Source organism: Sporosarcina sp. AD_1 (assembly GCF_057373025.1).
The window spans coordinates 1-18900 of sequence record NZ_JBPVIR010000008.1 but is presented as its reverse complement, the minus strand read 5'-3'; the positions used below and the strand labels follow the sequence as shown (position 1 = coordinate 18900).

General features: G+C 45.3%; 18 protein-coding genes, 6 tRNA genes and 1 riboswitch. Of the genes, 6 read left to right on the top strand and 18 right to left on the bottom strand.

Annotated features, from left to right (window positions below):
* Positions 1–641 precede the first annotated feature (641 nt).
* Positions 642–971 carry a hypothetical protein gene (locus ACSW3C_RS15380; RefSeq protein WP_486563676.1) on the top strand — a complete coding sequence of 110 codons (330 nt, stop codon included), beginning with the start codon at positions 642–644 and terminating at the stop codon, positions 969–971.
* A gap of 253 nt (positions 972–1224) precedes the next feature.
* Here the strand turns inward: ACSW3C_RS15380 and metK are convergent, their stop codons facing one another.
* Positions 1225–2430 carry a methionine adenosyltransferase gene (gene metK, locus ACSW3C_RS15375; RefSeq protein WP_269135877.1) on the bottom strand — a complete coding sequence of 402 codons (1206 nt, stop codon included), beginning with the start codon at positions 2428–2430 and terminating at the stop codon, positions 1225–1227.
* Between the two features lie 182 nt (positions 2431–2612).
* A riboswitch (SAM riboswitch) is annotated at positions 2613–2723 on the bottom strand.
* Between the two features lie 173 nt (positions 2724–2896).
* On the opposite strand from metK, the gene pckA reads away from it, so the two are divergent.
* Entirely contained in the window at positions 2897–4483 is a 1587-nt protein-coding gene (pckA, locus tag ACSW3C_RS15370) for a phosphoenolpyruvate carboxykinase (ATP) (protein ID WP_486563675.1), read from the top strand.
* Between the two features lie 128 nt (positions 4484–4611).
* Here pckA and ACSW3C_RS15365 read toward each other — a convergent pair whose 3' ends face one another.
* The 6 genes from ACSW3C_RS15365 to ACSW3C_RS15340 all read right to left on the bottom strand — a co-directional run bounded on the left by ACSW3C_RS15365 (position 4612) and on the right by ACSW3C_RS15340 (position 8540).
* A complete protein-coding gene (locus tag ACSW3C_RS15365; RefSeq protein ID WP_486563674.1) occupies positions 4612–5400 on the bottom strand; it encodes an alpha/beta hydrolase family protein in 789 nt (262 codons plus the stop codon).
* Entirely contained in the window at positions 5390–5851 is a 462-nt protein-coding gene (locus tag ACSW3C_RS15360) for an NUDIX hydrolase (RefSeq protein WP_486563673.1), read from the bottom strand. Before ACSW3C_RS15360 ends, ACSW3C_RS15365 begins: the two co-directional genes overlap by 11 nt.
* A gap of 118 nt (positions 5852–5969) precedes the next feature.
* On the bottom strand, positions 5970–6314 hold the full coding sequence (locus tag ACSW3C_RS15355) for a transposase (protein WP_248511768.1): 345 nt from the start codon (positions 6312–6314) through the stop codon (positions 5970–5972).
* An 81-nt stretch (positions 6315–6395) separates the two neighbouring features.
* On the bottom strand, positions 6396–7715 hold the full coding sequence (locus ACSW3C_RS15350) for an NAD-dependent malic enzyme (RefSeq protein ID WP_486563672.1): 1320 nt from the start codon (positions 7713–7715) through the stop codon (positions 6396–6398).
* A 134-nt stretch (positions 7716–7849) separates the two neighbouring features.
* The gene (locus ACSW3C_RS15345; protein ID WP_486563671.1) at positions 7850–8029 is read right to left on the bottom strand and encodes a putative motility protein; all 180 of its coding nucleotides are present in this window, start codon (positions 8027–8029) and stop codon (positions 7850–7852) included.
* Positions 8030–8090: 61 nt separating this feature from the next.
* A complete protein-coding gene (locus tag ACSW3C_RS15340) occupies positions 8091–8540 on the bottom strand; it encodes a Dps family protein (RefSeq protein ID WP_238080046.1) in 450 nt (149 codons plus the stop codon).
* Between the two features lie 116 nt (positions 8541–8656).
* On the opposite strand from ACSW3C_RS15340, the gene yidD reads away from it, so the two are divergent.
* Both yidD and ACSW3C_RS15330 read left to right on the top strand, forming a co-directional pair.
* Entirely contained in the window at positions 8657–8872 is a 216-nt protein-coding gene (yidD, locus tag ACSW3C_RS15335; RefSeq protein ID WP_486563870.1) for a membrane protein insertion efficiency factor YidD, read from the top strand.
* A 126-nt stretch (positions 8873–8998) separates the two neighbouring features.
* Positions 8999–9970, top strand: a complete 972-nt coding sequence (locus tag ACSW3C_RS15330) for a metal ABC transporter solute-binding protein, Zn/Mn family (RefSeq protein WP_486563670.1) — start codon at positions 8999–9001, stop codon at positions 9968–9970.
* A 55-nt stretch (positions 9971–10025) separates the two neighbouring features.
* Here the strand turns inward: ACSW3C_RS15330 and ACSW3C_RS15325 are convergent, their stop codons facing one another.
* The 5 genes from ACSW3C_RS15325 to ACSW3C_RS15305 all read right to left on the bottom strand — a co-directional run bounded on the left by ACSW3C_RS15325 (position 10026) and on the right by ACSW3C_RS15305 (position 16313).
* Positions 10026–11471: an o-succinylbenzoate--CoA ligase gene (locus ACSW3C_RS15325; RefSeq protein WP_486563669.1), complete on the bottom strand. Its 1446-nt coding sequence runs from the start codon at positions 11469–11471 to the stop codon at positions 10026–10028.
* Between the two features lie 100 nt (positions 11472–11571).
* Positions 11572–12390 (bottom strand): 1,4-dihydroxy-2-naphthoyl-CoA synthase, encoded by an 819-nt coding sequence (gene menB / locus ACSW3C_RS15320; RefSeq protein WP_486563668.1) that lies wholly within the window; start codon positions 12388–12390, stop codon positions 11572–11574.
* Positions 12391–12401: 11 nt separating this feature from the next.
* Positions 12402–13229, bottom strand: a complete 828-nt coding sequence (gene menH, locus ACSW3C_RS15315) for a 2-succinyl-6-hydroxy-2,4-cyclohexadiene-1-carboxylate synthase (protein WP_486563667.1) — start codon at positions 13227–13229, stop codon at positions 12402–12404.
* Complete coding sequence (gene menD / locus ACSW3C_RS15310; RefSeq protein WP_486563666.1) at positions 13229–14935, bottom strand: 2-succinyl-5-enolpyruvyl-6-hydroxy-3-cyclohexene-1-carboxylic-acid synthase; 1707 nt, start codon at positions 14933–14935, stop codon at positions 13229–13231. The genes menH and menD overlap by 1 nt, the downstream gene beginning before the upstream one ends.
* Positions 14928–16313 carry an isochorismate synthase gene (locus ACSW3C_RS15305; protein WP_486563665.1) on the bottom strand — a complete coding sequence of 462 codons (1386 nt, stop codon included), beginning with the start codon at positions 16311–16313 and terminating at the stop codon, positions 14928–14930. The genes menD and ACSW3C_RS15305 overlap by 8 nt, the downstream gene beginning before the upstream one ends.
* 167 nt (positions 16314–16480) lie before the next feature.
* Here ACSW3C_RS15305 and ACSW3C_RS15300 point away from each other — a divergent pair, with 167 nt between their 5' ends.
* Both ACSW3C_RS15300 and ACSW3C_RS15295 read left to right on the top strand, forming a co-directional pair.
* Positions 16481–17392, top strand: coding sequence for a 1,4-dihydroxy-2-naphthoate polyprenyltransferase (locus ACSW3C_RS15300; RefSeq protein WP_486563664.1), 912 nt, complete (start codon positions 16481–16483; stop codon positions 17390–17392).
* Between the two features lie 163 nt (positions 17393–17555).
* Positions 17556–18299, top strand: coding sequence for a TraR/DksA C4-type zinc finger protein (locus tag ACSW3C_RS15295; RefSeq protein WP_486563663.1), 744 nt, complete (start codon positions 17556–17558; stop codon positions 18297–18299).
* A 39-nt stretch (positions 18300–18338) separates the two neighbouring features.
* Here ACSW3C_RS15295 and ACSW3C_RS15290 read toward each other — a convergent pair.
* From ACSW3C_RS15290 to ACSW3C_RS15265, 6 genes are all read right to left on the bottom strand, one after another.
* Positions 18339–18410: transfer RNA gene (locus ACSW3C_RS15290), tRNA-Glu, on the bottom strand.
* 7 nt (positions 18411–18417) lie between these two features.
* A tRNA-Ser gene (locus ACSW3C_RS15285) sits at positions 18418–18508 on the bottom strand.
* A 12-nt stretch (positions 18509–18520) separates the two neighbouring features.
* Positions 18521–18595, bottom strand: a tRNA-Asn gene (locus ACSW3C_RS15280).
* A 1-nt stretch (position 18596) separates the two neighbouring features.
* Positions 18597–18673, bottom strand: a tRNA-Ile gene (locus tag ACSW3C_RS15275).
* Position 18674: 1 nt separating this feature from the next.
* Positions 18675–18748 (bottom strand) — tRNA-Gly (locus tag ACSW3C_RS15270).
* 6 nt (positions 18749–18754) lie between these two features.
* A tRNA-Phe gene (locus tag ACSW3C_RS15265) sits at positions 18755–18830 on the bottom strand.
* Positions 18831–18900: the final 70 nt, after the last annotated feature.

The following is an 18900-nucleotide window of genomic DNA, read 5'->3' as shown; positions in this document are numbered from 1 at the left end:
CATGCCTTTGACCAATCAAGAAAATTGATCGGATCGTTGAGCTTATTCTTCTCGAGGAATTTTACGAGCGGTTCGACCGCGGATACGAGTGGTTCGGCGGCCGATACGAGCGGTTCGACCGTTTAATCTAAACGCGGGAAATTCCATGTCTTTGCCTGCACCAGGTCGCGCTGCATGCCTTTGACCAATCAAGAAAAATGCTCGGATCGTTGAGCTTATTCTTCTCGAGGAATTTTACGAGCGGTTTGGGAGTGGATACGAGTGGTTCGATGGCGGATACGAGCGGTTGCTGAAATATACGAGTGGTTCGACCGCAGATACGAGCACTCCAACGTTCAATCTAGCACCTCTTAAAACTGACGATTTCTATGTTACTGGGGAAAACACTTATAATGAAGCATTTGTAAATAAAGCAGGACGAAATCATAACCTGTTTGTTAAGATGAAACTAATCATAAATAAATCTTTACTAACGCATATGGATTAGGCTACTTCTGATCCACCATGCTACTGCAAATAAACATCGGAAAAGGTGAAATCATATTAAAAAGTATAAGCAAGGACTCATCATTTCGCTTATTTTTCTAATCATACTCTTTATTATAGATCGGAGCCTATACAGTGGAGTCATGTCGTTAAAAATGCCGATTGTTTTATTAGGACTTCATGTTATTGTTTACCATCAGCTAATTCCGAATAAGAGGCTCACACGTTATTTCATTTATATTGGTATAATTATTTTATCTGTTTTCCTTTCTTTACCATCGTTAACTTATAAACAAGCAAAAGAAAAAGTCTTAAACAATCATACTATGACCATCGTGGATACGGGTACCGTTCAAGTGGAGTCTAGTTGGAATCCTTTTGCTCCAGATCGTGCTTACTATTTTAAAGGAAAGAATGCAAGCTCCGAAGAGATTACGCTAATGGTTGTCCCTGATACAGGTAAAGTTCTGGTAATCAATTATTAATTAGCGCCAAGAAAGAAATTAAAGTGGCTTTTCGTATGATTGCAGATCAATACCCTTGTATTAAGTACTCCACTCTCCCTTCAATAGCAAAACGAAAACAGATACCCTTTATTTTGGATATGGATGGATTCCTGCCCTCCAACCCATTGTAAGGGATTTTTTTAATCCCCAAATTCCCCTTCATCTCACGCCCTCTTCCAATCAAAAAAACAGGAGAAGAAAAACATAACGTTTTTCTTCTCCTGTTTCATTATTACCCGACAACGATGCCGGATTTCTCTTTCAAAGCGGCTGCTTTGTCGGTTTGTTCCCAAGGAAGCTCGACATCTGTGCGGCCAAAGTGACCGTATGCAGCAGTTTGTTTGTAGATCGGTCTGCGAAGATCAAGCATTTTGATGATGCCGGCAGGACGGAGATCAAACAGCTCACGCACCATTTCGACTAGCTTGCTTTCTTCGACTTTTCCAGTTCCGAATGTGTCGATGGAAATGGAAACGGGTTTCGCAACACCGATTGCGTACGCCAGCTGTACTTCACAACGGGAAGCGAGTCCAGCAGCTACGATATTTTTCGCTACGTAGCGTGCCGCATAGGATGCGGAACGGTCTACTTTTGTCGCGTCCTTACCGGAGAATGCACCGCCGCCGTGACGAGCGTAGCCGCCATACGTATCAACGATAATTTTCCGGCCTGTCAATCCTGCATCCCCTTGTGGTCCGCCGATAACGAAACGACCGGATGGGTTAATGAAGTATTTGGTTTCTTCATCTAATAATTCAGCAGGGACGACTGCATCAATCACGTGTTCTTTAATGTCACGTTTGATTTGATCTAACGTTGTGTCCGGGTGATGCTGTGTCGAGATGACAATGGTATCGACACGGACCGGTTGGTTGTTTTCATCATATTCGATCGTTACTTGCGTTTTTCCATCCGGACGTAAATAAGAAAGGATGTCTTCTTTGCGAACTTGCGCTAAGCGTCGGGATAATTTATGCGCCAAGCTAATTGGCAAAGGCATTAATTCCGGAGTTTCATCACATGCGTATCCGAACATCAAGCCCTGATCCCCTGCACCGATGGCTTCCAATTCTTTATCGGTCATCGTTCCTTCTCTTGCTTCGAGCGCCTGATCCACACTCGCTGCGATGTCCGGTGATTGTTCATCAATGGAAGTCAAAACAGAAGAGGTTTCCCAGTCGAATCCGAATTTCGCGCGGGTGTACCCGATTTCCTTTACTGTGTCCCGAACGACCTTCGGAATATCAACGTACGTTGTCGTTGTAATTTCACCTATAACAAGTACGAGACCTGTTGTGATAGTTGTTTCACACGCAACGCGTGCATTTGGGTCTTCCTCTAAAATTGCATCCAAAATGGCGTCAGAGATCTGATCGCACATTTTATCCGGATGTCCTTCTGTTACCGATTCCGATGTGAACAGTCGGCGATTTGTCAATGTAATTTCCTCCTTAACGGCTTGCTCATATTGATACGGTACTCTATATGTCCCAGTAGTTCCACGCCTGAAGAGAGTCGACGTCAACATACACAAGGATTAAGGGCCAGACAATATAAAAAGCCTTCCACTCACGTAAATATACATGAGGAAAGGCATTATTTCAAAAGCAGCACCTTTCACTCTTATCGTCCAAGGATTCAACCTTGCTCCAGGTTTGGCACCTTTTCGCAGTGTATGCGCAGGTTGCCGGGCTTCATAGGGCCTGTCCCTCCGCCAGCTCGGGATAAGAGTATCCGTTCATGATATAATGCTACGAAAAACTCGCGCTTTTGTCAAATCATTTTAATGAGAAACACTTGAGTTTTTAATTAGTATAGATTATTATTCTTAATGTGTTATACTAATTACGAAAATAAGGATACCCATTGAGTTGGGACTATATGTAAAGGACGGTACGTAAACTATGATTTCAGCGAAAATCGAAAACGGACTTAAAGAACTTCTTGCAGGCAACAATGTTACAATCCAGCCATCCGTCGCGGAATTGGTTGAAAAGGCGACAGCTCGCGGAGAAGCACAACTTTCAGCAGACGGTGCACTCGCTGCACGCACTGGAAAGTATACGGGCCGTTCACCTGGAGACAAATTCATTGTTGAAGAACCTTCCACTAAAGATAAAATCGACTGGGGCAAAGTGAACCGTCCGATTTCTGCGGACATCTTTGATTCACTATACACGAAAGTGATCAATCATTTAAAGCAAAAAGATGAATTATTTGTTTTCAAAGGCTTTGCAGGTGCTGATAAAGACTCCCAGCTTTCCCTTCAGGTCATCAACGAATACGCGTGGCAAAACTTGTTTGTCCACCAATTATTCATCCGCCCGACTGAAGAAGAATTGAAAACGCATGAAGCACAATTCACGATCTTAGCTGCACCGTCTTTCAAAGCAGATCCAGCTGTTGATGGAACGAACTCCGAAACATTCATCATTGTTTCCTTTGAGCGCCGTATTGTGTTGATCGGCGGTACTGAATATGCTGGAGAAATGAAGAAATCGATTTTCTCTGTCATGAACTTCTTGCTTCCTGAACGCGGCATTTTACCGATGCACTGTTCTGCAAACGTTGGTGAAGAAGGCGATGTTGCTTTGTTCTTCGGCCTTTCAGGTACTGGAAAGACAACGTTGTCTGCAGATGCACAACGTAAATTGATCGGTGATGACGAGCACGGCTGGTCGGATAACGGCGTCTTCAATATTGAAGGTGGCTGCTATGCTAAATGTATCAACCTTTCGCCTGAAAAAGAACCGGAAATTTATGGTGCAATCCGTTTTGGTTCTGTCTTGGAGAACGTTGTCTTGGATGAAGAAACACGTGTTGCAGATTATGATGATAACTCCTTAACTGAAAACACTCGTGCCGCTTATCCGATTCAATATATCGATAACATCGTTACGCCATCAGTGGCTGGCCAGCCAAAAACAATCATCTTCTTGACTGCGGATGCATTTGGTGTGCTGCCTCCAATCTCCAAGTTGACGAAAGAGCAAGCGATGTATCATTTCCTTAGCGGCTTCACGTCCAAATTGGCAGGTACTGAACGCGGGATTACAGCTCCTGAAGCGACATTCTCGACATGCTTCGGTTCTCCGTTCCTTCCGCTTCCTGCAACGGTTTATGCGGAAATGCTCGGTAAGAAAATCGATGAGCATGATGCACAAGTATTCCTTGTCAATACAGGCTGGACTGGCGGCGAATACGGCGTCGGCAAGCGTATGGCATTGAAACATACTCGTACAATGGTTCGTGCAGCTCTTGCTGGCAAGTTGAAAGACGTAGAAACTGAAACGAACGAAGTGTTCGGTCTTGCGATGCCTACAGCAATTGAAGGCGTTCCTAGCGAAGTATTGAACCCACGCAATGCTTGGGCAGATACTGCAGCATACGATAAGAAAGCTAACGAATTGGCTGATCTGTTCCGTGAGAACTTCAAGAAATTTGAAAATGTCTCTGCAGATATTGTCAAATTTGGCGGACCAACTGCCTAATCGAATACAAGCAAGCCGTCTCGCACATAACGTGAGACGGCTTTTCTTATTGAAATTCACCTCCGATTTTCGTCCGCTAGAAAACACCTCCGAGACCGATCCGCTCGAAGGTGCTTTTTCAATGCAATCTATTCAACTTTTTTCATCCACTCGCATAATTCGCGGACAACCCTCGCATTTTCAGCTGCCGGGAAGTGGTGTGTATAGTCAGGAAAATACCAGGTATCATACGTCTTATCTTGTTCCCGCAACGCGTCCTCCAGCATGATCGCCTGTTCAAATGAGACATTTTCATCTTTCATGCCGTGGATAATCAAAATAGGCGCATCCATTTCCTTAATACGGAATAAGGCAGTCCGTTCCCGGTACGCTTCCGGCAAATTGTTCGGCGTACCGCCGATAACCCGTTTCATCATTCTTCGCATGTCTTCTCTTTCATTGTACGTGAACACGACATCCGAAATACCCGCCCACGTGACGACAGAGGTGATATCATCTCGTAAAATCGCAGTCCATAATGCCATGATCCCGCCACGCGAAAAAGCGTACAAATGAATGCGATCTTTCCGCAGCTTTGGATGTTGCTTGAGTACATCCACTCCAAAGACCGCATCCTGACGGTCGGCTCCTGCAAACTCGTCTCGCCCTTCCCCACCGCGGTTTCCTCGGTAGTAAGGGGCGAACACGACAAAACCTTGCGAAGCGAACTGCGCAATCCGGGAAGGGCGCACCATACCGACATGCTGCATGCCGCCGCGCAAATAAAGGATGCCTTCATATTGGCCTTCTTCTACCGGTTCCCCCAGCAGTCCCTTCACTTTCACTCCGCCCGACCAGTACGTCACTTCCTGGAGCTTCACGCGGGGATTTGGCGACGGGTAGATCCTTTTGGAAATGATGCTACCGTTATCCGCCATGGGTTTCCACCCACTTCCGGATTTTCTCCATGCCGGTGTCCTTCATATGGAAACTTAATTCGTTGCAAAGGTCCAGTTCCTCATCCGTGAACCATAAAGCACCGCCTGTTTCGTACAGCACCGGATTTTCCTCAATGGAATCGACAGTACCCGTAAATACCGCTTTGCAAAAAGGAGGATCGGTTTCCACGACATATTCGGCAAATTTAACAAGGTCCTTCAGTGTAACGCCTGTCTCTTCGATCGCTTCACGGACCGCGGCCTCTTCTATTGTTTCGCCCGGCTCTGCCTTGCCTCCGGGAAATTCGATCCCTCTGCTTTCATGGCGAGTCAAAAGCCATTTCCCCTCATGCTTCAGGACCACGAGAACATGTCTTGCTTCCATGCCTTTGCGATTCTCACCAAAAGTCAATTCAACTGCAGCGCCTTTAATGTCATTATACGTAATCATATGTAACACATCCTTTCCTATAGTGTAGCGAAGGACACGCGCATTTACATTCCAAATGTTCTTTTTATCCAAATAAAATATAGCAGGACGCTTGAACGCCCCGCCATCAAGTAAATCTTTAGAACGGATTGTACTTTTTCTCAGGTTCCGGACGGAAATAAGGCAATTTCTCGATAAATAAACGTGTTTCCGTATCTGTAAACTCATGGATTAACGCATAAAGCTTCATCGTCCGAACATCGATATCCGTATTATCACTGTCGAAATGATAGGGAACATAAGGCAGGTGAGAACGCAGGAAGTTGCGGAACTCCAAATGATTCATCTGCTCAAATAAATGTTCAAAGATCGGGATGTATTCTCTCGTAATCGTCAATTCATATTCCCAAGGGGATGAATGCTTATCTGTCATGATTTGCTGGTTGGCTACAGACACGTATAGCTTTACTGGGTTCTCTTGCATCACATATCATTCCTTTTTCGTTAGTATGGAACAATGTGGCGGAATGATACGCTTTTAACTGAACCCCGAAGGTTTACTACGTTATTCGTTTTTCTCGTTCGCCATGCGTTCCACCGCACTTGAGACGTTTGCATGAACCATTGGATCCAGTGGATGCGGAACCAGATCACCTGGTTTTGTTGAATCCACGATGGCAAGCGCCGCCGCAATCAACATCGGATAGGTGATTTCCTTCGCACGCGCATTTAAGGTTCCTCGGAATATGCCAGGAAAGCCGAGCACATTATTTACTTGACGTCCGTCTGCCGCAAATGCCGCGCCCGCTTTCAATGCCACTTCTGGCTGTATTTCAGCATTTGGATTCGATAGTGCCAGGATGATCTGCCCTTTACGGACCATTTCAGGTTTGATCAACCCTTCAACGCCTGTAGTTGCTATAACAATATCGCAAGTCTCCATCAATGTCTCAATAGATGGCAAAGTAGATCCACCAAAGTCTTTTAGTCTTTGCAAGGCTGCTTCATTACGGTCCACTCCGTACATTTCCTTGACTCCGTAATTCAATAGCATTCTGCTGATCGCAAGCCCTGCTGCGCCGAGACCGATTTGCCCTACTACGGAATTGGACAGATCCACGCCCGTTTGCCTACAGGCGTTTAGAACAGATGCCAGCGTGACGACAGCAGTCCCGTGCTGGTCATCATGCATGACCGGAATCGGCAATTCGGCTTTCAGGCGCTCCTCGATTTCAAAGCAATGCGGTGAACCAATATCTTCAAGTAAAATACCGCCGAATCCTTGATGGATATGCTTGACGGTTTCTACCACTTCGTCCGGATCACTCGTGTCCAAAAGAATCGGAATCCCGCTAATTCCGGCAAATTGATCGAATAACACCGCTTTTCCTTCCATCACGGGCATGCCAGCCACCGGTCCGATATTGCCCAACCCAAGTATCGCCGTTCCATCCGTCACAATCGCTACTGTATTGGATATGCTGGTGAAATAATTCGCCTGTTCCGGATCTTCCTGAATGACCTTGCAGACATTCGCAACACCTGGTGTGTACACGCGGCGTAAATCCCCTAGTGAACGGATTTCAATCTTGCCTTTCATATGGATTTTTCCGCCTTCATGGGCATGCAGGACATCGTCTGTCACTGCCAGGACTTGAATGCCGCCACCTAGTGCATTGATCGACTTCACAATTTTTTGAAGCTGATCTTCACTTGTGCATTGCACCGTCACGTCGCGGATAGTTGATAATGTGCCTACTTTTATGGTTTGTATATCGCCGATGTCACCGCTCTGCAGCCCGATAGCTGTGGCGACTTTTGCAAAATTCCCTGGCACGGAAGGTGTTTCGATGATTAAATTTCTCATATATTGCACTTCTGCCATGCTGAAAACCTCCATGTTTATTAATAAAGATAGAATGCTCTTGCCTAACCCATACCCCATTCTACATGGAGTTAATTCAGCATCCAACCAAAAAATGAGCATACACCCCAAACGAGGCGTATACTCACTTCCTATTACGCTTTCATATCAAGCGCCGTTCCTTTGTAAGGATGGGCTACCGACTGCTGTGGCAAGCTTTCCAATAAATCCGTCGCTGCGGTTGCGTTAACGGCCATCGCCTTGTTCAACACGCTTAACTGGACTGTAGATTGAAGGCTGCGCAGTTGGCTCGCCATAATGGAATTCAACTCCATTCCCATCCCTCCTTCCCCTTCTTCTATCGGCAAACCGATAAAAATATCAAGGGAAATCAAATCATTTATTATCTTCGCCTAGGAATGCATTTAGCATCCATTGATGTTTCTCCACGCTCTGGTATGTTGCATTCAATAAATCTTCCGTCATATCGTCACCGTCCTCAGCAGCCAGCTTCATGCCGTGTTTCAATGATTCCATAATGGCATTGAAATCATCGACTACTGATTTGACCATCTGCTCTGCTGACTCAGAACCGGTTGCTTCTTGAACGACAGACAGCTCCAGATGTTTGCGCAAGGCAGCAGCCGGTTCCCCGCCAAGTGTCAGCATCCGTTCTGCGATTTCATCCATATGAAGAGTCGCTTCGTTATATAGTTCTTCAAATTTGGCATGTAACGTGAAAAATTCTCTTCCTTTCACATACCAATGATAATTATGAAGTTTGGCATACATGACCGACCATGTGGCCACCTGCTTATTTAATTCGTTTAACAATTCCTTGGACATATAATTCTCTCCTTCAAACCGATTTATATAAAGCATCTCTCTGTTAATTTACCTCTAAAAGAAATAAAATAAACCTATCAGCAAAAGAGGAGTCCAGTCCATTGAAGTATATCTTAATGAGTTTGATTAAAATTTATCAAAAAGTTATTTCTCCGCTCACACCACCGACATGCCGGTTTTATCCGACCTGTTCCCACTATGGGATAGAAGCGATCGAAAAACATGGTGCCTTAAAAGGATCATGGCTTGCAATCCGAAGAATATCAAAATGCCATCCCTTTCATGAGGGTGGATTTGACCCCGTACCCGACAAAATTGAAAAAGACAAATGATCTTCCGGCGAAAGCCGGTTTTTTTATGGATGTTAAGGGTTGCGCATTCTTCCATTCTCCTGTATGATAAAAAAGCCTTCTTAAATAGTAACCATTACGATTAACAAGAAAAGGAGAATATTTAAATTGAAACGATTCCTACTTATTGTATTGACGTTAACACTTGTCTTAGGAGCTTGCGGTAAGACGAGCGAAAAAGTGAAGACGAAGGAAAAAGATGGTACGATTTCGATCTATACCACTGTCTATCCCCTTCAGTATTTTGCTCAGCGGATCGGCGGATCTCGTGTGGACGTCCATTCCATCTATCCGGCTGGAGCAGATGAACATACATTTGAACCAACACAGAAAGATATGATGAATTTAGCGGACGCAGATCTCTTTTTGTATATCGGCCTTGGCCTTGAGGGATTTGTTGAAAATGCGAAAAAGACATTAAAAAATGAAAACGTGCAGATGATTGCCACAGCTGAAAACATCCCTACTGAGGAATTACATGCTGGACATGATCATGGCCATGATGATGAGGATCACGACGAAGATGGGCATGAAGAAGAACATCATGACCATGGAGAATTTGATCCCCACGTCTGGATTTCTCCAAAATTGAGCATCGAACTGGCCAAATCCATCGAACAGGCATTAATTAATCAAGCACCGGAATACGAAGAGGAATTCAAAACGAATCTGGAGCAGCTGGAACAGGATCTCATTGCTTTAGATGGTCGGTTCCAAGAGATGGCAAGCAAAGCCCCATCCAAAACCTTCTTCGTTTCCCATGCTGCGTTTGGGTATATCGCCGAAGAGTATGGTTTAGAACAAGTGGCCATTTCCGGTTTGAATTCACAAAGTGAGCCTTCCCAAAAACAATTGGCCCATATTGTAGAGCAGGCGAAGGAAAAAAAGGTCCACTATATCTTATTCGAACAAAACGTCTCCTCAAAATTGACAGATGTTATCCGTAAAGAAATTGGAGCAGAATCGTTGATGCTTCATAATTTAGGTGTTCTGACACCTGATGATGTGAAAAACGAGGAAACATATTTCACGCTGATGGATCGTAATATTAAGGTCTTCCAAAAAGCACTAAGCCAATAAAGAATTAAACAGCCGAAGCAAAACGGGGAGCATCGTCTAGCTTCCCCGTTTCTTTTTATATGGACGGGAGGAGTTTCTTCAACTCCCGCCTCAATAATTTATTTGAAGCATTACGAGGCAATTGATCAACAAAAATGATCTGTTTAGGCACTTTATATTTTGCCAATCTTGCGGCACAATAGTCGATCAGCTCGTCACCCGTTCCGTCACCTTTCTTGACAATAAAAGCGATCGGGACACTTCCCCATGTATCATTTTCTATCCCGCACACTCCTGCCTCTTGTACAGCAGGATGCCCCATCAATACATTTTCTATTTCCGCAGGGTAAATATTTTCTCCGCCTGAGATAATTAAATCGGAACGCCGGTCCATTACATATAAATAACCGTCTTCGTCCAAATAGCCAATATCCCCGGTGTGCAGCCAGCCATCCACCATCGGCTGTCTTTCTGAAAAGCGGCCGATATATCCGGGCGTGACATGAGGACCACGTATTAAAATTTCTCCTGCCTCATTCGGCTTGCTGGCACCCTCAATTTTGATTTCATTAAAGAATAATGGTTTTCCGGAGGAGCCAAGCTTTTGCAATGCATCCTCAGCCGAGAGAGTTGCTGTCTGAGAACTTGTCTCCGTCATTCCGTACGTTTGGAGAACAGGGATGCCCAATTCGCTTGCACGGTCAAGTACAGAACGTGCCACTGGCCCACCACCAACTAGCATGGTTTTGAAATTCGGTGATACAGCCCAGTCGTTATCGAGCAATTCCTCCATCACCTTCTCGAGTGTCAACGCGACGACGGACATACGGGTCACCTTGCCATCTCGGATATCCATAGCGGATTTTATCGCATCAAATTTTTCGTATAGGCGAACTTCCATTCCGTATAGCAAAGAACGGACTAAAATGGAAAAGCCGCTTATATGGAAAAGAGGCATCGCACAAAGCCAGACATCCTTTTCTGAAAGCCCGAGATTCAAGACAGAGGACAAAGCACTGGAAGTATGGTTCCCTGCAGTTTGCCGGACTCCCTTCGGAAAACCGGTTGTTCCGGAAGTATACATGATGGTAATCGTTCGATCCTCATTCCACGACCGTTCCGGGAGAAAAGCTGTTTCTTCCATCGACTGCAGCTCAGACACGGTGAGCATCCGGACCTTCGATTCGTTTATCAACTCTGTGTAATCATCCGAAACAATTACGGTTTGCACTTCTGCATCTTCAAGCTGCCATTCCAGTTCAGATATTGATAATCGGCTGTTCAACATGACCATCTCCAGCCCTGCCAACATGCATCCATGGATAATAAATACCATTTCTGGAGTTGATTTTCCGAGAAGAGCGATTCGATCCCCATTTATCAAGCCGCATGATGTTAATTGCCGCGCCCTCCTCATAGCTTCACCGTGCAGCTGCTCAAATGTCCATTGTTTGCTGCCAAATGTCAAAGCGAGGCGGCCCGGAGTTAAATATGCTCGTTGCAATAGCCAATTTGGTATCATTTGATTCACCTGACTTTCCCTAAAAAACTGTTGGTCACCACATTTTTCATCTTAATTATAAATAAAAGAAAAACTGCCTAGCGAAAGGCAGTTTCATTTATTAAGGGAAGCGTGGGAATTGACCAAAGTCCGGTTTGCGCTTTTCTTTAAACGCATCTCGTCCTTCTTTTGCTTCGTCAGTCGTATAGTAAAGAAGGGTCGCATCGCCTGCCATTTGTTGAAGACCCGCCAGGCCGTCCGTATCTGCATTCATAGCTGCTTTAATAAAGCGAAGTGCTGTTGGACTCATGGATAGCATTTCTTCGCACCATTGGACTGTTTCATCTTCCAATTGCTCATATGGGACAACCGTATTGACCAATCCCATATCCAGAGCTTGCTGTGCGTCGTATTGGCGGCAGAGATACCAAATTTCGCGGGCTTTCTTATGGCCAATGATTCTTGCTAAATAACCGGAACCATAACCTGCATCAAATGAGCCGACTTTTGGTCCAGTCTGTCCAAAAATGGCATTGTCAGCAGCAATCGTCAAATCACATACTACGTGAAGCACGTGTCCGCCACCGATAGCATAGCCTGCAACCATCGCGACAACCGGTTTAGGAATTACGCGGATTAAGCGTTGTAGATCCAAAACATTCAAGCGCGGAATTTCGTCATCGCCAACATATCCACCATGTCCTCGAACCTTTTGGTCACCGCCTGAACAGAAAGCTTTTTCGCCTTCACCAGTTAAAACGATGACGCCGATGCTGTCATCATCACGTGCTCGTGAAAAAGCATCAATCATTTCCATAACCGTTTTTGGACGGAATGCATTGCGCACTTCCGGACGGTTGATCGTCACTTTGGCAATGCCGTTGTATTTTTCGTATTTGATATCTTCGTATGTACGAATTGTTTCCCATTGACGTGTCATACTGTACCTCCTCAATAAGTTATACCTTCTAAATACTCCTTCACTATTGTAACAAATAGTTCGGGTTTTTCCACGTGAATTGCATGTCCAGCCTGTGGAACAATGATTTGGGAGGCGTTCGGGAGATCTTTTTTCATTTCCCGGGCAATAGCTACAAATTTCGAGTCTAACTCTCCCGTCATTAATAATACAGGCATTTGAAGCTTATTTAATACCTCCCAATACGATGGCTGGCTGCCTGTCCCAAAGCCTCTCAGGCTGTTCGCCAGTCCAGCCGGAGACTGGGACATCCGTTCTTCTCGTATTGCTTGGCGCTTATCCACGGACAGCATTTTCTGCGACTCGAACAGAGGGATATTTTCCCAATTATTCACAAAAGTTTCTATCCCATCATGTATGATGCGTTCTGCCAAACTGGCATCGCTTGCCCGTCTTGCGATCCGCTCTTCCTCTTTTTGAAGTCCAGGAGAGGAGCTTTCCAATAATAATGCTTCAATCTTTTCAGAATGTGAGGCAGTATATCCGATTGCCAGCCGGCCACCCATTGAATAACCAACAAGAATAAATCGGCTGAGCTGGAGTTGATCAAATAAACAATCTAAATCTGCCACTTGTTCAGACATGGCGTATCTAGCTGGTTCAGTCGGAATAGACGTCTTGCCGTGACCAGTCAAATCTATGGCGTAAACAGAATAGTCATCCTTCAGCATGTTCATTGCATCACGCCAAGTCGAGGTGCTTCCTGTAAACCCATGGAGAAATACGATAACGGGTTTTTCTGGATTCACAAACTGCTCCACATACATGTCAAGACCGCGAATGGAGTATGTCTCTCCCATTATCCCAACTCCTTCTGAACAGAGTCCCAATACGCTCGATGTGCCTCCACATTAGCTTTTCGATCTGTAAAGACTTCGATAATCCGAATAGACTTCACTTTCATCTTTTCGAGTTCACTTCTGAAAGCTTCTGCAGAGGAGACCGCTGCGTATTGTGCATCATACATGGAAGCGATGTGCTGGAACGTTAAGCCGGTCGGAGTACCGAATAATTCTTCAAAATGATTGTCAACACTCGCCTGAGGAAGATAAGAGAAGATGCCGCCGCCATCATTATTCACAATGATAATCGTCACATCATATTCCTGGAACCGTGAAACGAGTAAACCATTCTGGTCATGAAGAAATGATAAATCGCCGATTAGCAAGTAAGCAGGACGCTTGCGTGCTGCCTGCATGCCAAATGCACTGGAAACTATACCGTCAATCCCGTTTGTGCCCCGATTTGAAAAGATAGAAATATCTTTCTCCGTCTTTTGGAAGAAGGTATCAACGTCCCGGATCGGCATACTGCTGCCGCTGAATAGATCTACTCCATCCGGCAAATGTTCAAATAAGATTTTGGCAATGGCACCCTCATCACCAGGTATTCCAATATCGTACTTTTTCAAAAGTGAGCCTGCGACTTCATTCGCCCTTGACCAAGTTTCCACATAATCCGACCGATCTTTTTGAATAGAGATCGCAAGGACAGCCTCTGGAGCGGCTTGGATATGGTGTGTCACTGCTCCGATTGAGTCTCTGAAGATAGGCGATTCATCAACTGCCAAATAGGTAGCGGGGCGTGCTTTCTTTAAATAGAGGGACAGCGGCTTGGAAATCGGCTGTGCACCAAAACGGATGACCGCTTCCGGCATGGTCCTATCAGCAAATGAAGCACTTTTTAATAACGCATCATAATGTTCTATGCACAACTCCCAACAGTCAACTGGAACTTCTGCACGCAAATTGGATAGCGGATCACATAGCACCGGCCATTGGAGCGCTTTGGCAAATCGCCAAAAGTGCTCCTTATTTAAGCCAGTATCCAGCTCACCGGCGATAATTAATCCTTTCTCCGCACCAGTAAGAAGTGTTTGAATCTCCTCGGCTGACTCGGGAGACAAAGAAGAAATACCTTGAATTTGGTGTTTATAGGTGACCTCAGGTTCCTCCTGATCAAAATCGATCAGCAACGGTTCCCGGAATGGCACATTAATATGAACTGGCCCTTTAGGAGCTGTCTTTGCAGCCGAAATAGCGCGATTCAAATGACGGTCGAGAAATCGATCCATCTCTTCATTATCTTCTGGCAAAGGAAAGTCGACACTGAACTTCACATGCTTACCATAAATATCGACTTGATCGATAGCTTGAGGAGCACCGACTTCGCGCAATTCGTGCGGCCTGTCCGCCGTCAGTACAATCAATGGAATACGTGCATAAAAAGCTTCCGTAATAGCAGGATGATAATTGGATACGGCAGTTCCTGATGTACAAAGCAAGATGACCGGTTTCCCAGATGCTTTGGCAAGACCCAGTGCATAGTATGCGGCGGATCGTTCATCAATTTGCAAATGTGTCTGCATCCCTTTTGATGAGGCAAATGCATAGGCTAGTGGCGTCGAGCGGGATCCTGGACTGATCACCGCCTGTTCGACACCAGCTTGCACGAAAAGACGTGTCAGTCTTTTTACATATGCGGTCAGTACAGCACGTCTATCCATTTAAATTTCCTCCAAGCGCCCGTAGGACTGGTCTGAATTTCACCCATGTTTCCGCATACTCCGAATTTGGATCAGAGTCCGCGACAATGCCGCCGCCGGCGTACAAATAAGCCCGGTTTCCTGCAAGCAGTGCAGAGCGTATCGCCACCGCAAATTCTCCATTTCCTGCTGCATCCGTCCAGCCAATGGGAGCTGCGTAATACCCACGGTCAATTCCCTCTTCCTGCCGAATCATGTCGAGGGCAATATTGGTAGGGACTCCCCCAAGAGCAGGTGTAGGATGTAGGGACTTGATAAAACTAAAAATATCCGTATCCTTGCCTACTGAACCTTGAACAGGCGTGAAAAGATGCTGAATATCTCGGACTTTCATCAGTCGAGGTGTTTTCGGTATCGACACATCCTGGCTCAGACGGTTAAAAATTGCAGAGATCATATCAACGACATATTGATGCTCTTCACGATTTTTCCGATCCCTCATCAATTCTTCCCCAAGGATGCGGTCTTCCACCGCTGTATCTCCACGACGGATAGATCCGGCCACGCAGGCTGAATAGGCCTGGCCATTTTTAATTTCAATTAATCTTTCCGGCGTTGCGCCAAAAAACAGCGTATCGCGGTTCTCGAGACCGAAGTGATAGCTCTGCTGCTGTTCATTTGTAATCGAATGCAGTACAGCTGTCGAAGACACTTCTTCCTGCAAGACAAGCTCCAACATGCGGGCAATCACTACTTTTTCCGCTTTGCCTTCACGGATATGCTTCGTTACTTGGGCTACCGCCTGTAAATACCTCTCCTTCTCTCTTTCGACAGTCGACATGATTTGAGGCTTGGCGCCATACTGAAAATCATGAACTTGCGAAATATGGATCAGTCGGTCCCGCTCCTCACGCAATGTATCAAACTCGGATACTGCATGCTCCTCTTCCGTAATCATATTGATCGAAATGGAAGTTACACCATCCTCAATGACAAGCTGAAAAGTAGGCACAACAAAAAAAGCGGATGGGTATGAGCTCCACTCACTCTCTTTCCTATGCAGCGGATCATAAGAAAACCCTCCGAAAAGAACGGGATCCCGATCTTTTTCCTCTTTAACAAGAACGGAACATAATCGCTTCCATTCATTCGATACATCCCTATATCTATCTGTACAGCTTTCAGATGAAATGACATAGGCATGTCCCAAACCGACAAGAGTCTTGCTTGCTTCTGCATTCTGCCAATAAAACCGTTCGTTTTTATAATCAGCTGAGCCAGACTCAAAAAATGTCAACGGCGTGATTCCACGGATTTCAATTGTTTCAGTGAAGAAATGCAACTTTTTCGAAGCACGCGCAAGTTGTCGGTGATCACCATCGGTTAAATTCCGAATCATGATGTTCTCTCCTTACGTTACCATTCACACACTTTTGTTCTTTTCCCTTCTTCCATTATACCGGAAACCTATGGGAAAGGCATAAATAATGCAAACCAGCATATCCTATTTCTTCATTTTGGAGTACAATGGATTCGAGCATTTTTTATAGTTAGGAGCGAATCAATTTGCAACAAACGATTAAGGCAGATACCGGCTGGAGGATCTGGTGGCAATTAACAAGACCCCATACACTGACAGCGGCTTTTGCACCCGTATTTCTAGGAACAATGATTGCCCTCTCATATGGAGAGTTCCACTTTTCTCTTTTTCTAGCCATGCTAGTGGCAAGCATATTCATCCAAATGGCTACGAATATGTTTAATGAGTACTATGATTATAAAAGAGGGCTGGATACTGAACATTCCATTGGTATCGGAGGAACGATTGTGAGAAACGGCGTTCAGCCTAGAACAGTGCTCAACATCGCCTTCTTGTTGTATGCCATCTCCATAGGTATCGGAGTCTATATCTGCATGGAGACGTCATGGTGGCTGGCAGCTGTCGGATTGGTCTGCATGGCAATCGGCTACTTTTATACCGGAGGACCTTATCCCATTGCATATACGCCATTTGGAGAGCTCTTCTCCGGCGTCGTTATGGGCATGCTGCTTGTATTGATTGCTTTCTACATCCAAATGGGCAGCGTAACCTTGGATGCGATTCTGTTATCCGTACCAAGTATGCTACTCGTAGCCGGCATTATGATGGCAAACAACATCCGGGACATAGTGGGGGATCGCGAAGGAGGAAGGAAGACACTTGCTATACTCGTTGGCCGTTCCCGTGCCATCACCATTTTAGCTCTCTTTTTTATTATCTCCTACTGCTGGATTGTTGCACTAATTATTACAGGACATGTGAGTATTTGGGCACTCCTTGTCTTTCTTAGTGTCAAGAAGCCAATACAGGCCATTAAAACCTTTAGAATGCATGAAGTTCCATTGCAAGTCATGCCAGCCATGAAGAATACAGCCGTAACGAATACACTATTCGCCCTGTTGCTTGGAATTGGAATTCTGATAGGATATCTAGTCTAACAGTATGTAAGGACTCGCTCCCAGCGAGTCCTTTTTACATGGAACGAAGGTTTAGCGAGATTGAAGAAGAGGGAAAGAGAGAAGTACAACAAAGCAATAGAAATCATGAATTTGCTGTAGGTGGAGCATACTACAGTCATTATGGAAAAAGGAAGTGCTGCAAATGTTGAACGATAAGCAATTAGCCGTTTTGAAGGATGAATTACTAGAATTAAAAGGACAATTGACAAAAACAGAAAAAGAAACGGATACCGTAAATAGTCAAAGAGATGAAATTGGAGAACTATCGATGTACGATAATCATCCGGCGGAAATGGGAACGGAACTATTTGACCGTCAAAAGGATATGGCGTTGAATGAACATGCAGATTCAGAATTTGCCAAGGTGGAGGATGCCCTGGAAGCGATGCAGAACGGCACCTATGGCCAATGCGAAGTCTGCCGCCAGGATATACCGTTTGAGCGGTTAGAGGCCTTACCCTATACAACCTTTTGTATTGAACACACACCAGAAAGACAAATCCCAACAGACAGACCTTCCGAAAAGGATATCTTAATTATGTCGGAGGAGCCGAATACATTTGCCAATCGCCATGAGGATGATTCAATTGAAGATAGCGAAGATAGCTTTCAGGAAATTGCAAAGTCGGGTACCTCAGAAACCCCTTCCGATTTCGTAGGAGACCGAGACGACTATAATTCCTTATATGATGATCCGATAACAGATGGAGCTGCAGAAGAATATGAGGAATTTGCAAGTACCGATATCAGTGCCGAAGAACGAGGATTTGTCCGCTCCTCCGCTTCAGAAGAATATGAGGAAAACTTGGACCAAGAAGGCGTTGAATCACCGATGGGCGACATCCCATATCACCGGGGCGATAGTTACATCGAAGAGAAGAAATGAAAAAAACTGTACAGTCAAAGACTGTACAGTTTTTTGTTATGACCCCTACGGGATTCGAACCCGTGTTACCGCCGTGAAAGGGCGGTGTCTTAACCGCTTGACCAAGGGGCCAAACATATGGCGGAGAAGGAGGGATTCGAACCCTCGCGCCGCTTTCGCGACCTACGCCCTTAGCAGGGGCGCCTCTTGAGCCTCTTGAGTACTTCCCCATATGAAATGGATGGCTCCGCAGGTAGGACTCGAACCTACGACCGATCGGTTAACAGCCGATTGCTCTACCACTGAGCTACTGCGGAATGGTGGGCCTAAGTGGACTCGAACCACCGACCTCACGCTTATCAGGCGTGCGCTCTAACCAGCTGAGCTATAGGCCCTTGGAGCGGGTGAAGGGAATCGAACCCTCGTCATCAGCTTGGAAGGCTGAGGTTTTACCATTAAACTACACCCGCATTACATGGTGGCTCAGGACGGAATCGAACCGCCGACACAAGGATTTTCAGTCCTTTGCTCTACCGACTGAGCTACTGAGCCACATTAACTTGAAATTCATTTGCCGAATGAGTAGAAGAACTTCTCTTGTAAATTACTCTATGTATTAGGA